Consider the following 15358-nt stretch of genomic DNA (forward strand, 5'->3'; position numbering starts at 1 on the left):
ATTTGGGTATTATAAACAAAAAGCTTCATCAACAATCATGCTAATGAAGCTTTTGATATTTCGAAAATACTATTTTTTTATTTATACATTACTTTTTTAACAGCCTTAATAACATCTTTATGGTCTGGTAACCACTCTGCTAATAATACTGGAGAGTAAGGTGCAGGTGTGTCTGCAGTGTTTATTTTAACGATAGGTGCATCCAAATAATCAAATGCTTCGCTTTGTACTAAATAAGTAATTTCTGTAGCAACATTTCCAAAAGGCCATGCTTCTTCTAAAACCACTAATCTATTTGTTTTTTTAACAGATTCTAAAATTGCTTTTCTGTCCATTGGTCTAACAGTACGTAAGTCAATAATCTCACAAGAGATACCTTCCTCTGCCAGTTGATCTGCTGCGATGTACGCTTCTTTGATTATTTTACCAAAAGAGACAATGGTTACATCTGTACCTTCTCTTTTTAATTCGGCAACACCTAACGGAATGGTGTATTCACCTTCAGGTACTTCACCTTTATCACCATACATTTGCTCACTTTCCATGAAGATAACTGGATCATCATCACGTATTGCAGATTTTAATAAACCTTTGGCATCATACGGATTAGATGGTACAACAACTTTTAATCCTGGCGTATTTGCAAACCAATTTTCAAAAGCTTGACTATGTGTAGCTGCTAATTGTCCAGCACTAGCTGTAGGACCTCTAAATACTATAGGACATTTAAACTGTCCACCAGACATTTGTCTAATTTTTGCAGCGTTGTTTATGATTTGATCAATACCAACAAGAGAGAAGTTAAAGGTCATATACTCTACAATTGGTCTATTACCAGTCATAGTAGATCCTATAGCTACACCAGCAAAACCAAGCTCAGCAATTGGTGTGTCTATAACACGTTTAGCACCAAACTCGTCTAACATACCTTTTGAGGCTTTGTACGCACCATTATATTCTGCTACTTCTTCACCCATTAAGTACACGCTCTCGTCTCTGCGCATTTCTTCACTCATGGCTTCGCATATAGCTTCTCTAAATTGAATTGTCTTCATCTAAAAAATAATTTGAAAAGCAAAAATAACAATAAATGAAAAACTTTTAACTAAAGAATTATTTAAAATTTATTATGCACGCATAGTATATTTTCGAAATAAAATAATTATCTTCGTAACCGCAATATTTAAGCGCATTTTTGTGGCTTAAATTTAATTGAAAATTAAATAAAAGTTAGCTTAACTATAACGATATAGTTGACTTTGGCTAACATTTTTGAACAAAAAAAATATATAGAATATGAAAATTTTAGTGTGTATTAGTCATGTACCAGATACGACATCAAAAATTAATTTTACGGATGGCGATACTAAATTTGACACTAACGGAGTACAATTTGTAATTAATCCTAATGACGAGTTTGGTTTAACACGTGCGATGTGGTTTAAAGAAAAACAAGGTGCTTCTGTAACTGTTGTTAACGTAGGTGGAGCAGAAACTGAGCCAACCTTAAGAAAAGCTTTAGCGATTGGAGCAGATAATGCAGTAAGAGTTAACACAGAAGCAAAAGATGGTTTTCAAGTCGCTAAAGAATTAGCCAATGTAGTTAAAGAAGGTGGTTACGATTTAGTAATAGCTGGTCGTGAATCTATTGATTATAATGGAGGTATGGTTCCAGGAATGTTAGCTGAAATGGTTGGTGCTAATTTTGTAACTAATTGTATTAGCCTAGAAGTCGATGGTAATAACGCCAAAGCTGTAAGAGAAATTGATGGCGGAAAAGAAACTGTTTCAACATCTTTACCATTAGTGATTGGAGGACAAAAAGGCTTAGTTGAAGAAAGTGATTTACGTATCCCAAATATGAGAGGAATTATGATGGCACGTCAAAAACCATTAAATGTTGTGGAGCCTACAGGTGCATCTGTTGAAACCGCTTCGGTCAAATTTGAAAAGCCAGCACCTAAAGGAGCAGTAACATTAGTGTCTCCAGATAATTTAGACGAATTAGTTAACTTACTTCACAACGAAGCTAAAGTGATTTAATTCCTCCCTTAGTCCCTCCAAAGGAGGGAAACTCGGGATTTAAACAAAAATATTAACGCTTCTTAGTCCTTTTCTTTGGAAAGGGTTGGGATAGGAAAAATAAAAAATATGTCAGTTTTAGTATATACAGAATCAGAAAACGGGAGCTTCAAAAAAACAGCTTTCGAAGTGGCATCATATGCCAAAGCGGTTGCAGACCAAATGGGAACAACGGTTACTGCAGTTGCAATAAATGCAAACGACACTTCCGAATTAGGAACATATGGAGTCGATAAAGTATTAAATGTATCTAACGATGCATTAAAAAACTTTAATGCAAAATCTTATGCATCTGTTGTAGCTCAAGCAGCAAAACAAGAAGATGCTAAAGTTATCGTGGTTAGTCAAACTGCAGATAGTAAATATTTAGCACCAATTCTTGCAGTAAGTTTAGAAGCAGGATATGCTTCCAATGTTGTGGAAGTACCAACCTCTACATCTCCTTTCACAGTAAAACGTACAGCTTTTACTAATAAAGCTTTTAATATGACTACAATTGATACAGACGTAAAAGTTGTAGGAGTATCTAACAACTCTTTTGGATTGGTTGAAAATAGCGGTAGTGCTACTGCTGAAGATTTTTCGCCTAGCTTACCAGAATCAGGAGTGTCAGTAGAGTCTGTTGACAAAGCAACAGACAAGGTAACTATTGCAGATGCAGAAATAGTTGTGTCAGCAGGACGCGGAATGAAAGGTCCAGAAAACTGGGGAATGATAGAAGAGTTAGCAGACGTTTTAGGTGCTGCTACAGCATGTTCTAAACCAGTGTCAGACTTAGGTTGGAGACCTCATAGTGAGCATGTTGGGCAAACTGGAAAACCAGTAGCCTCTAATTTATATATTGCTATCGGAATTTCTGGAGCTATTCAACATTTAGCAGGTATTAATGCTTCTAAAGTTAAAGTTGTTGTTAATACAGATCCAGAAGCACCTTTCTTTAAAGCAGCAGATTATGGTGTTGTTGGTGATGCTTTTGAAGTAGTACCACAATTAATCGAAAAATTAAAAGCGTTTAAAGCAGCAAACGCATAATTTTTTATAAATTTAAGTTCTATTAACAAAGGACTGTTTAAATTATGTACAAAAACTACAGATTGTAGTTTGGTAAAGTCCTAATTTAAGCAGTTCTTTGTTTTTTAAATACTATGAGTTTAGTTCGATTAAATATTAAGGGTATTTCTTACAGCCAAACACAAAATGGTGCCTATGCACTTATTTTAAACGAAGTGGAAGGTGACCGTAAACTACCTATTGTTATTGGTGCTTTTGAAGCCCAATCTATAGCTATTGCATTAGAAAAAGAAATTAGACCACCAAGACCTTTAACCCACGATTTATTTAAAAATTTTGCAGACCGTTTTGATATTGTTGTTAAGCAAGTCATCATTCATAAATTGGTAGATGGTGTATTTTATTCATCTTTAATTTGCGAACGTGATAAAATAGAAGAAATTATTGATGCTAGAACAAGCGATGCTATCGCATTAGCCCTACGATTTCAAGCACCAATTTTCACTTACAAAAATATATTAGATAAAGCTGGAATATATCTTAAAGTAGATCCTACCAAAGAGAATGATCCTGATAATATTTTGGTAGAAGATATTGTAAATGAAGAATTAGAAATAGAACCATTAAGAGAAGATTATAAATCTAAAACAATAGAAGAATTGCATAGTCTATTGGACGACGCTGTTAATAATGAAGACTACGAAACAGCAGCTGAAATTAGAGACGAAATTTCTAAACGATAATTCCCCTTAAAACATGAAAAAATATACTCTTGCTATAGTAGCTATTTTTATGAGTTTAACTTTAGGTTTTGCTCAAGATATTGAAAAAGAATGGCAACTAGATGCAAGTCAAACTACTTTAGATTCAACTAGTTTAGACATTTCTAAAAATGATGTACTAAGGTTAAAAGAAGGTGCTTTTTCTCATAATAATTACTCTGGAGATTATCTTTTCCAGAATAATGTTTTGATGTTTTATTATGATAATCCATCAGATATTACCAAAAGATTTAAAGTACAGACATTAACAGATTCTACACTTGTTTTCAAAGAAAGAGAATCTGTTTTTTCTTTCAAAATCAAAGAACAAACTGCAGAACAATTAGCAGTTTCTGAAGCTAATAAGATAATACCAAGTGGAGGATTTACTATTGGTAGTCTCTGGAGAGGTATTTTAGGGATGTTGGCTTTAATCTTTATTTCTTTTTTATTTAGTAGTAACCGTAAGGCAATCGATTGGAAAATTGTTGGAATTGGATTAGCTTTTCAACTACTTATTGCAATAGGAGTTTTAAAAGTTGAATTTATAAAAACTGCTTTTGAATTTGTTGGAAGCTTATTTATAAGTGTATTGGATTTTACAAGAGCGGGAAGCAAGTTTTTATTTGAAGGTTTGGTAGTCGATATGGATACTTTTGGATTCATTTTTGCTTTTCAAGTGTTACCAACTATCATTTTCTTTTCAGCTTTAACGTCTTTATTATTTTACTTAGGTATTATACAAAAAGTAGTAAAAGGAATGGCTTGGCTATTGTCTAGAGCACTTAAAATTTCTGGAGCAGAAAGTTTGAGTGTTGCTGGAAATATCTTTTTAGGACAAACCGAAGCACCATTACTAATCAAGGCGTATTTAGAAAAAATGAATAAGTCAGAAATGCTTCTTGTCATGATAGGTGGTATGGCAACCGTAGCTGGTGCAGTACTCGCAGCCTACATAGGCTTTTTGGGTGGAGAAGATGAAGCCTTACGTTTATTCTATGCCAAACACTTATTAGCAGCTTCGGTTATGGCAGCTCCTGGTGCTATAGTCATCTCAAAAATATTATACCCTCAGACGGAAGACGTTAATACAGACGTTTCAGTGTCTCAAGATAAAATAGGGTCTAATATATTAGATGCTATTGCAAATGGTACGACCGAAGGATTAAAACTAGCAGTTAATGTTGGAGCCATGCTTTTAGTATTTGTGGCTTTTATTGCGATGCTTAACGGAATTTTAGGTTGGGTTGGTGATGTTACTAATTTAAACCAGTGGATTGCAGCAAATACTAGTTATGCCTCGTTATCATTAGAATTAATTTTGGGTTACATCTTTGCGCCTTTAATGTGGTTAATAGGTGTGGCTAGTCAAGATATGGCATTGATGGGACAATTGTTAGGGATTAAATTAGCAGCAAGCGAGTTTGTAGGCTACATACAATTAGCAGACCTTAAAAACGTAGCTAACGCAACACACTTAACTTATGAAAAATCAATTATTATGGCAACCTATATGTTATGTGGATTTGCCAACTTTGCGTCAATTGGTATCCAAATTGGAGGTATTGGATCGTTAGCACCTGGACAACGTAAAACCTTATCTAAGTTTGGTATGAAAGCCTTAATTGGTGGAACAATTGCGTCCTTAATTTCTGCAACAATAGCTGGTATGATTATTGGATAAAAGCAGTTAATAACTTTTAATAGATAACTTTGGGTTGACAATTAAATGTTAACCCTTTTTTATATTTTTAAATCCTTGAAATAGAATATATAATAATGAAACAATACCACGATTTAGTTAAGCACGTTTTAAAACAAGGTAACACCAAACAAGACCGTACAGGAACTGGAACTAAAAGCGTTTTTGGTTACCAAATGCGTTTTGATTTAAGTGAAGGTTTCCCAATGGTTACCACTAAAAAACTACACTTAAAATCTATAATTTATGAGCTACTTTGGTTTTTAAAAGGGGATACCAATACCAATTATTTAACCGAAAATGGTGTGCGTATTTGGAATGAGTGGGCAGATGAAAACGGAGACCTTGGACCTGTTTATGGACACCAATGGAGAAACTGGAATAGCGACGAGATAGACCAGATTAAAGATGTTATAAATAGTTTAAAAAATAATCCAGATAGTAGACGTATGTTGGTTTCTGCTTGGAATCCTTCTGTTTTACCAGATACTTCAAAAAGCTTTGCAGAAAACGTTGCTAATGGTAAAGCTGCGTTACCACCATGTCATGCGTTTTTTCAGTTTTACGTAGCAGATGGTAAACTATCTTGCCAATTATATCAACGTAGTGCAGATATCTTTTTGGGTGTGCCATTTAATATTGCCTCTTATGCGTTATTTACTATGATGATGGCTCAAGTGTGTGGATATCAAGCAGGAGATTTTATTCACACCTTTGGAGATGCACACATCTACAGTAATCATTTTGAGCAATTAGAATTGCAATTGTCAAGAGATATTAGACCATTGCCAACCATGAAGATTAATCCTGAAGTAAAAGATATTTTCGATTTTAAATTTGAAGATTTTACCTTAGAAAACTATCATCCGCATCCACATATTAAAGGTGTGGTAGCTGTATAAAATTATTTAAATGAAAAATTTTATTGTTATCATACTTAGTTTATTTGCTATTCTATCCTATTCGCAAAGTAAGCTTAAGTACAATAGAGCGCATGTTATTTTTCCAGGTTGTCAGGATGCTGAGGACGTGTCTGATTGTTATGACACTAAAGTACTTCAGTTTATTGATACGTCTTTAACTGATGAGGTTAATAGTAAGTTAATTCAATATTCAAAAAAAGATACGTTGAAGATTTATACACGTATTTATTTTGATGAAACCGGAACGGTGTTACAAAAACTTTCAAATATTTCTGCATCTGTAGATAGTCTTAAAAACGAGTTGAATTATTTAATCGCTAAATTTCCTAAAGTAGCACCAGTTTTAGACGAAACTAATAAGGGTGTTGCAGAATATAAATCTTCAGTATTTGGGTTTACAATTGATAGAGCACTTAATACTTTAAGTCCTATAGAAAATTATCAACCTGAAGAAGTTCCGTTTAGTATTATTGAAAAAGTGCCTATTTACTTAGGTTGTGAAAAAGACTTATTAGGTGATGAAGCAAGAAAATGTATGAACGATAAACTGAGAATACATATCGGTAAGCATTTTAGAAGTGAATTAGCCAATTCGTTAGATTTGGATGCTGGCATCCATAGAATATTCGTATTCTTTAAAATTAATAAAGAAGGAGAAATAACATCCATCAAAGCCAGAGCGCCACATCCAGCTTTAGAAAGAGAGGCTATTAGGATAATGTCTTTAGTGCCAAAGCTTAGTGCTCCTGGAATACAACGTGGTAAGCCTGTAATTGTCCCATTTTATATTCCAATTTCTTTTATGATTGAGGATGCACATAAACTATCTAAAAAAGAGGTTAGACGATTAAAACGTAAAAAAAGAAATTAATATGAAAAAAATCTTATTGCTAATCCTATTGCTATTTGCTCAACTATCTTTTGCACAAGAAATAGAGGAGGTAGAAGTTGAAGAAGAAGTAGAAAACCAAGAAGTACCATTTTCAATCATAGAAAATGTACCAGTTTATGAAGGTTGTCAAGATTTAGCAAATAACGACGAAAAAAAGAAATGTTTTGACGAGTCTATTAGCAAACATGTAAGCAAAAAATTTAATAGAGATTTAGTTGATAATTTAGATTTAAATCCTGGGTTAGTAAGGATGTTTGCTATTTTTAAAGTCGATGAAAAAGGTTACGTTGTGGATGTTAGAGCAAGAGCGCCACACCCTGAATTACAAGAGGAAACATTAAGGGTTATGAGACTAATCCCAAAAATGCATGCTCCTGGTACACAAAGAGGTAAACCAGTAGTTGTGACTTATGCTTTGCCTATTACTTTTACTGTTGTTGGTAATTTAGCTCCAGAAGAAGAACAATCCTATCCGCTTACACCAGATGAAATAAAAGCCTTAAAAAAGAAAAAAAAGCAAAGAGAAAAAGAATTAAAAAAAGCACTTAAAGAGAAAGAAAAGGAAGAAAAAAACAAAGATTAAAGCAACAATAAAATTTTTTAATAAAAAAGGAGCACAACTAACAGTTATGCTCCTTTTGACTTTTAAATTAGGATGTATTACAAATTAATTACGCTATTGTCTGTTGCAGCATAGTCGTTCCAAGCATAAGCATCTGCTTGTGCTTCGTTTTGCCATTCGCCATCAACTACATATTTAAACTCGTAAGCTTTACCAGCCTCAAGATCTACAGTACCTTTAAAAGTACCATTTTTTAATTTTTTTAAAGGTTCTGCTTTTGTATTCCAGTTATTCCAATTTCCAGCTACAGTTACTTTTTTTGCATCTTCTGCAGGTACAGTAAAGGTTACTTTGCAAACTGGTTTACTTTTTAAAAATTGTTTCTTAATTGCCATAATATTAGTATTTTAATACTTCAAAATTAGATAAGATTTTTTCACTCTTCAAAATAAAAAATAATTAATTTTAAACTTTTACGAGATTCATAAAATCAATGGTCAAAAACAAAGTTTTTATTAATTTAATTGGATAAAATCATAAGAATTAATAATGTTAAAATTTAGTATAACTATCTGAAAATCAAACTAAATCGTTTTCGTTTAAAATAATTAAAATCAAATTCTTATAAAAACACTAACTTTACATTATAAAGACAACTTATGTTTGGAATAAAGAAAAAAGACAGTCCTCAAATAGATAAAGAGCAATTAGAATTAATTAAAAATGCACAACGCAGAATTAAGCAAAAAAAGCGTTTGTATGCACATTTTGTTATCTTTTTAATTGGTGCAGTATTTATAATAATAGCTAATACCGTTTTAGGAATTGGTAAAGACACTACATTTTTTGGGATTAATTGGTTTGTCTTTGCCATTTTGGGTTGGTTATTTTTCTTTTTATATCATGCGTTTACTGTATTTGTTACCACTAAGTTTATGGGTAAAGATTGGGAAGAAAAAGAATTAGCTAAGTTAGTTAATAAGCAACAAGTGCGTATAGAGAAACTTAAAAACCAATTAGAAAAGGAAGATTTACATATTGCAGAAAGTGAAGTTTTTCAAAAAAAGACAAGTAAAATAGTAAACAATCTAACCATCATTGTAGCAGCAGGTGAAAACAATGAGATTGGTAAAAACAACAATTTAATTTGGCATTTAAGTGACGATTTAAAACGTTTTAAAGCTTTAACTTCAGGTCATCACATTATTATGGGTCGTAAAACTTTTGAAAGTTTTCCTAAACCATTACCTAATCGTACACATATTGTTATCTCTAGACAAGCCAATTATAAAGCACCAGAAGGTGTTATTGTGGTAAATAGTTTAGAAGACGCCATTTCTATTGCTAAAAAAGACTCGCAACCGTTTATTATTGGTGGAGGAGAAATCTATAAGTTATCGATGCCTTATGCATCAAAAATAGAATTAACACGTGTACATGCTAACTTTGATGCAGATACCTTCTTTCCTGAAATAGACAGAACTATTTGGAAAGAAACTTCTAATGTGTTTCATAAAAAAGATGACAATCATGAGTATGAGTTTTCATTTTTAACGTTTGAGAGAAAATAATTTGATTTAGAAAGTATCATTTTATTTAAATCAATTTTCATAAAAAACTTCTATCTATTTTCTTTTGCCTAAACCTAAATAATCTCGTACTTTTGCAGCCCGAAAAATAACATTTATATCTAGTTTCCGCTTGACGGAAATAACTAATTAACAACAGTATGAGTCCAGCAGGAAAAATAACATTTGACGTATTAATAGAAATACCAAAAGGCAGTAGAAATAAGTACGAATATGATTTTGAATTAAATAAAATCCGTTTTGACCGTATGTTGTTTTCGTCCATGATGTATCCAGGAGACTATGGGTTTATTCCAGAAACTTTAGCGTTAGATGGCGACCCATTAGATGTATTAGTTATGGGAACAGAACCAACCTTCCCAATGTGTGTTATGGAAGTAAAGCCTATTGGAGTGTTTCATATGGCTGACGAGAAAGGTCCAGACGAAAAATTAATTTGCGTACCTGTGACAGACCCTATTTGGAATACGTATAACGATATTCAAGACTTAAATCCGCACAGAATTAAAGAGATTACTCACTTTTTTCAAGTCTATAAAGATTTAGAAAAAAAGAAAGTTGATGTTGGAGGATGGGGAAATGCAGAAGAAGCTTATGATATTTTAAATAAATGTATTGACCGTTATGAAAATAGCAAACATAAACAAGCTGGAGACTTCAAAATTTAGTAATTCGTAATAAAACAATTAAAAAACCCTTATATATAAATTATAAGGGTTTTTTATTAAGGTCTATTTTGTTACTTTTGCAGACGTTAAAAAACTAATCAAAAACACTTATATGGAATCAATGATGATTTATATGCCAATTGCTATGGCAGTTTTAGGCTTAATTTACATGGTTATTAAACAATCTTGGGTAATGAAGCAAGATGCAGGAGATGGAAAGATGAAAGAAATTTCAGATCACATCTACGAGGGTGCATTAGCTTTTTTGAATGCCGAATATAGATTGCTATCAATTTTTGTGGTGATTGTAAGTTTATTACTTGCTGTGGTTGCTTACTTTGTGCCTACAACAAGTTACTTAATTGTTATTGCTTTTATATGTGGTGCAATTTTTTCTGCTTTTGCAGGAAATATTGGAATGAAAATAGCAACAAAAACAAATGTAAGAACAACACAAGCTGCTCGTACTAGCTTACCTAAAGCGCTTAAGATATCTTTTGGTGGAGGTACAGTAATGGGGCTTGGTGTTGCTGGTTTAGCTGTGTTAGGTTTAACCGCTTTCTTTATTATATTTTACAAATTTGTATTTATGCCAGATGGATGGACTAACACAGATGATATGACCTTAGTTTTAGAGACACTTGCAGGTTTCTCTTTAGGAGCAGAGTCTATTGCATTATTTGCACGTGTTGGTGGAGGAATCTACACTAAAGCTGCAGATGTTGGAGCCGATTTAGTAGGTAAAGTAGAAGCTGGAATACCAGAAGACGATCCACGTAATCCAGCAACAATAGCAGATAACGTAGGAGATAATGTTGGTGATGTAGCAGGTATGGGAGCCGATTTATTTGGATCTTACGTGGCAACAGTATTAGCTGCAATGGTTCTTGGTAACTACGTTATTAAAGATATGGGTGGAAATATTGCTGATGCTTTTGGTGGTATTGGACCAATTTTATTACCTATGGCTATTGCTGGTGCAGGAATTATAATTTCTGTTATTGGTACCATGTTAGTTAAAATTAAAAATAATGATGCTAAAGAAGCTCAAGTAATGGGAGCTTTAAATATTGGTAACTGGACATCTATCGCTTTAGTTGCTGCTGCCTGTTTTGGATTAGTAACATGGATGTTACCAGAAACTATGCAAATGAAGTTTTTCGGTGAAGGAACAGTTGAAATTTCTTCAATGCGAGTATTCTATGCCACTTTAGTTGGATTATTTGTAGGTGCTGTTATTTCTTCAGTTACTGAGTATTATACAGGTTTAGGTAAAAAGCCAATTTTAAATATTGTACAACAATCAAGTACAGGTGCAGGAACCAATATTATTGCAGGTTTAGCAACAGGAATGATATCTACGTTCCCTTCAGTATTATTATTTGCTGGAGCCATTTGGGGATCTTATGCTTTAGCAGGATTTTATGGTGTGGCATTAGCAGCTTCAGCAATGATGGCAACTACAGCTATGCAATTAGCAATTGATGCATTTGGACCTATCTCTGATAATGCAGGTGGAATTGCAGAAATGAGTGAGCAAGAACCAATTGTAAGAGAGCGTACAGATATATTAGACTCTGTTGGTAATACAACTGCAGCAACTGGTAAAGGATTCGCAATCGCGTCTGCTGCATTAACATCATTAGCGCTTTTTGCTGCTTATGTAACCTTTACAGGAATTGATGGAATTAACATCTTTAAAGCACCAGTATTAGCAATGCTATTTGTTGGTGGTATGGTACCAGTAGTATTTTCTGCTTTAGCAATGAATGCTGTTGGTAAAGCTGCTATGGAAATGGTAGAAGAAGTACGTCGACAGTTTAGAGACATTCCAGGAATAATGGAAGGTACTGGAAAACCAGAATACGATAAGTGTGTTGCAATTTCTACACAAGCGTCTTTAAAAGAAATGATGTTGCCAGGTTTATTAACAATAGGTTTTCCATTAGCTATTGCATTTGTACCAATGTTATTTGGTATGAGTCATGTTGCTATAGCAGAAATGTTAGGTGGTTATATGGCTGGTGTTACAGTTTCTGGTGTATTATGGGCAATCTTCCAGAATAATGCTGGTGGTGCTTGGGATAACGCTAAGAAATCTTTTGAAGCTGGTGTAGAAATTAATGGCGAGATGACCTATAAAGGTTCTGATGCTCACAAGGCAGCTGTAACTGGTGATACTGTTGGTGATCCTTTTAAAGATACATCTGGTCCTTCAATGAACATCTTAATTAAGCTAACTTGTTTGATAGGTTTAGTAATTGCGCCTATTTTAGGTGGTCATGCTGAAACTGGTGTAGCAAATACAGAAGAAGTTTCTATTGAAAAAGAAATAATAGTAAAAAATGACGTGTCAGAAGCAACTGTAACATATACTATGGTTGTTAACGGAGAAGAAGTGACTAAAGAAGAGACTTTTAAAGGAACAGAAGCTGAAGTAGAAGCTAAGTTAAAAGCTTTTGAGGCAGAAAACAAAGCTGCTAATGATGTTGACGTAAAAGTGATTAAGAAAGTTGATATCAACAAAGGATAATTCTTTTATTTAAATTATATTTTAAAAACCTGCTAATTTGATTAGCAGGTTTTTTTATATTTGAAAGCATGAGTTGGTTTAAGAAAGATCCTTTACAAATAATTTCGTTTTTAAGTTATGGTACGTCAAGTCATTTTTACCATCGTGGTCGTGCGTTGGAAGACGAAACCATAGACCTAGATCAAAAAAGTTTACTTAACCTTATTTTAAATACATGGAAGCGGTTTGAAACCGACGAAATTAAGCATACTAAACTCAAGATAACCTTACCTAATAATCGTGTGTTTTACACGAAAACCGATAAAGATGGCTATTATAAAGTAGACGAAACCGTTAGTGATTTAGATAGCTTAATAAATGATGAAGGTTGGTTAAATTTTGAAGTCTCTTACGATGAGGCAACTTTAAAAAGAACCATACAAAATCAAAATAGGTTTCCAGCCGAATTACTAATACCTAAACAAGATTGTGACTTTGGTGTCATGAGTGATATTGACGATACTATTTTACATACAGGAGTAGTTTCTGTTTTAAAATGGCGTGTCTTATATAATACCGTTTTTAAGCATGCACAAAATAGAATTCCACTAGAAGGTGCAGCAGAATTTTATCATTTACTGCACAAAGGACCTACAGGTAATAAAGCCAATCCTATTTTTTATGTTAGTCATAGCCCATGGAATTTATATCGTTATTTGGAGTTTTTTCTAAGAACTAATAACTTTCCTAAAGGACCTATTTTATTGCGTAGTTTTAGAAATATGTTTAAAAAGAAAACTGCAGACACTAAACCTCAAAAGCAATTAGAAATTGAAAATATCTTAAAAACCTATCCACATTTACCCTTTGTTTTAATTGGAGATAGTGGTGAACATGATCCTGATATCTATCTAGAAATTGTAAACACCTTTCCAAACCGAATTAAAGCAGTTTATTTAAGAAGTGTCGATGACAAAAAGAAAATAAATCGTGTTAATGGCTTACTAAAAGCTTATAAACACACACCAGTTTTATTAGTTAATACTAGTAAAGATGCCATTATTCATGCTAAGGAAAATGGTTTAATTAAATAATATAACCTAGACGTAAAGTCACTCTAAAATTTAATTAAAACAATCCGTTTATTTCAGCATCAATCTTATTAATTATCGTTCCTAAGTCTTCAGGATTGGATACAAAATCCATATTATCTACGTCAATAATTAATAAATTTCCTTTATCGTAACCATGTATCCAAGCTTCATAACGCTCGTTAAGTCTACTTAGATAGTCAATGCTTATAGAGTTTTCATAATCACGACCACGTTTGTGGATTTGCGACACCAAGTTTGGGATAGAACTGCGTAGGTAAATCAATAAATCTGGTCCAGCAACAAATCCTTCCATTAAATCAAATAGTGATTTATAATTCTCAAAATCACGATTAGTCATTAATCCCATTGCGTGTAAGTTAGGTGCAAAAATATGTGCATCCTCATAAATGGTTCTATCTTGGATAATATCTTTTCCGCTTTCGCGAATTTGAGCCACTTGTCTAAAACGACTATTTAAAAAATAAACTTGAAGATTAAAACTCCAACGCTCCATTTGGTTGTAAAAATCGTCCAAGTAAGGGTTGTCCACAACATCTTCTAATTGTGCTTCCCATTTAAAGTGTTTAGCTAGTAATTTAGTAAGCGTTGTTTTTCCTGCGCCTATGTTTCCTGCTATGGCAACGTGCATAGTTAGTCTGTTTTAAGTTGGTATTGATAAAGCATTTTACGATTGTAAATATAAAGGATTTGATTGGTTACAAAAAACTGACTTATTAACATATTTGGTAAATTGATAGGCAAAAATTGTTTGGTTTTATAATTGTAAAAAATTAAACTATTATCCTTTTGAATCACTAAATTTTCATTGACTGATTTGATGCTTGTGTAATTTTCGTTTTTTAACTTATACACGACACTACCAAAATAATTATAGCAATACAAGTAGTTTTCTGTCAATAACCAACAATAATTATAATTACTTGTTAAGTCTAAAACTTTAGATGTTACCGGAATAGTCTTATAGCGTGTGGTTCGGGTTTTGTAATCATACAACTCTAGATATTGAAAGTCTTGATTAAATAACCAAAGTGTATTGTCAAAACCTGTGGAAATATGCGATATGTTTTTATATGGTTGCGAGGTGTTAAAGTCAAGTTTTGTTATTTCGGCTAAGCGATTATCCAAAATAATAACAGTGTTTAAATTAGCGTAAAACACATTGATTTTTAGTGGGTTATAGGTGTTTACAGATGTTATTTGTCCTAATTGTATATTACTGTAGCTTAGGGTTTCATTGTCTTTAATTTTTAATAATGCATTATTTTTTATGTAGTAGGTGTTTTCAAAATTATTTTTTGCAATAAAAATATCAACATCTAAGCTGTCTTGTTGTTTCAAAACTGGCGTTATTTCAACTTGGGCAACAAGTGAAAACGATAAAAAATATAAGGCGAAAATCAAGTATTTCATGGTGTAACAATGTACAAAAACTAAACCAAATGTGTAACACATTAAGGTTTGAGTATACTAATCTTTTAATTAGTAAACATTTAACAACTAAAAACTAAACTATTAGGTAATTTAGTAGTCTAAATTTAATA

General features: G+C 32.8%; 15 protein-coding genes. 11 read left to right on the plus strand and 4 right to left on the minus strand.

Annotation, left to right across the window (positions count from 1 at the left end; translation table 11 throughout):
- Window positions 1-77: 77 nt before the first annotated feature.
- Window positions 78-1055, minus strand: a complete 978-nt coding sequence (locus Ollyesu_RS07445) for a pyruvate dehydrogenase complex E1 component subunit beta (protein WP_279300607.1) — start codon at window positions 1053-1055, stop codon at window positions 78-80.
- Window positions 1056-1296: 241 nt separating this feature from the next.
- Here Ollyesu_RS07445 and Ollyesu_RS07450 point away from each other — a divergent pair, with 241 nt between their 5' ends.
- From Ollyesu_RS07450 to Ollyesu_RS07480, 7 genes are all read left to right on the plus strand, one after another.
- On the plus strand, window positions 1297-2043 hold the full coding sequence (locus Ollyesu_RS07450) for an electron transfer flavoprotein subunit beta/FixA family protein (RefSeq protein ID WP_279300608.1): 747 nt from the start codon (window positions 1297-1299) through the stop codon (window positions 2041-2043).
- Between the two features lie 108 nt (window positions 2044-2151).
- Complete coding sequence (locus tag Ollyesu_RS07455; protein WP_279300609.1) at window positions 2152-3114, plus strand: electron transfer flavoprotein subunit alpha/FixB family protein; 963 nt, start codon at window positions 2152-2154, stop codon at window positions 3112-3114.
- A gap of 113 nt (window positions 3115-3227) precedes the next feature.
- On the plus strand, window positions 3228-3836 hold the full coding sequence (locus Ollyesu_RS07460; protein ID WP_279300610.1) for a bifunctional nuclease domain-containing protein: 609 nt from the start codon (window positions 3228-3230) through the stop codon (window positions 3834-3836).
- Between the two features lie 13 nt (window positions 3837-3849).
- Window positions 3850-5538: a nucleoside transporter C-terminal domain-containing protein gene (locus Ollyesu_RS07465; protein ID WP_279300611.1), complete on the plus strand. Its 1689-nt coding sequence runs from the start codon at window positions 3850-3852 to the stop codon at window positions 5536-5538.
- 95 nt (window positions 5539-5633) lie between these two features.
- On the plus strand, window positions 5634-6458 hold the full coding sequence (locus Ollyesu_RS07470) for a thymidylate synthase (RefSeq protein WP_279300612.1): 825 nt from the start codon (window positions 5634-5636) through the stop codon (window positions 6456-6458).
- Window positions 6459-6468: 10 nt separating this feature from the next.
- Window positions 6469-7350: a hypothetical protein gene (locus tag Ollyesu_RS07475; protein WP_279300613.1), complete on the plus strand. Its 882-nt coding sequence runs from the start codon at window positions 6469-6471 to the stop codon at window positions 7348-7350.
- A gap of 1 nt (window position 7351) precedes the next feature.
- On the plus strand, window positions 7352-7954 hold the full coding sequence (locus Ollyesu_RS07480) for an energy transducer TonB (RefSeq protein ID WP_279300614.1): 603 nt from the start codon (window positions 7352-7354) through the stop codon (window positions 7952-7954).
- A gap of 77 nt (window positions 7955-8031) precedes the next feature.
- Here the strand turns inward: Ollyesu_RS07480 and Ollyesu_RS07485 are convergent, their stop codons facing one another.
- Window positions 8032-8328: an isoamylase early set domain-containing protein gene (locus Ollyesu_RS07485; RefSeq protein ID WP_279300615.1), complete on the minus strand. Its 297-nt coding sequence runs from the start codon at window positions 8326-8328 to the stop codon at window positions 8032-8034.
- A 264-nt stretch (window positions 8329-8592) separates the two neighbouring features.
- On the opposite strand from Ollyesu_RS07485, the gene Ollyesu_RS07490 reads away from it, so the two are divergent.
- The 4 genes from Ollyesu_RS07490 to Ollyesu_RS07505 all read left to right on the plus strand — a co-directional run bounded on the left by Ollyesu_RS07490 (window position 8593) and on the right by Ollyesu_RS07505 (window position 13796).
- The gene (locus Ollyesu_RS07490) at window positions 8593-9504 is read left to right on the plus strand and encodes a dihydrofolate reductase (RefSeq protein WP_279300616.1); all 912 of its coding nucleotides are present in this window, start codon (window positions 8593-8595) and stop codon (window positions 9502-9504) included.
- A 158-nt stretch (window positions 9505-9662) separates the two neighbouring features.
- Window positions 9663-10190: an inorganic diphosphatase gene (locus Ollyesu_RS07495; RefSeq protein ID WP_279300617.1), complete on the plus strand. Its 528-nt coding sequence runs from the start codon at window positions 9663-9665 to the stop codon at window positions 10188-10190.
- A gap of 112 nt (window positions 10191-10302) precedes the next feature.
- Complete coding sequence (locus Ollyesu_RS07500; RefSeq protein WP_279300618.1) at window positions 10303-12723, plus strand: sodium-translocating pyrophosphatase; 2421 nt, start codon at window positions 10303-10305, stop codon at window positions 12721-12723.
- Between the two features lie 68 nt (window positions 12724-12791).
- On the plus strand, window positions 12792-13796 hold the full coding sequence (locus tag Ollyesu_RS07505) for a phosphatase domain-containing protein (protein ID WP_279300619.1): 1005 nt from the start codon (window positions 12792-12794) through the stop codon (window positions 13794-13796).
- Between the two features lie 34 nt (window positions 13797-13830).
- Here the strand turns inward: Ollyesu_RS07505 and Ollyesu_RS07510 are convergent, their stop codons facing one another.
- Window positions 13831-14445, minus strand: a complete 615-nt coding sequence (locus Ollyesu_RS07510; RefSeq protein WP_111659824.1) for a deoxynucleoside kinase — start codon at window positions 14443-14445, stop codon at window positions 13831-13833.
- 2 nt (window positions 14446-14447) lie between these two features.
- Window positions 14448-15227: a hypothetical protein gene (locus tag Ollyesu_RS07515; RefSeq protein WP_279300620.1), complete on the minus strand. Its 780-nt coding sequence runs from the start codon at window positions 15225-15227 to the stop codon at window positions 14448-14450.
- Between the last annotated feature and the right edge of the window lie 131 nt (window positions 15228-15358).

This window comes from Olleya sp. YS, from assembly GCF_029760915.1.
Classification (GTDB): Bacteria; Bacteroidota; Bacteroidia; order Flavobacteriales; family Flavobacteriaceae; genus Olleya.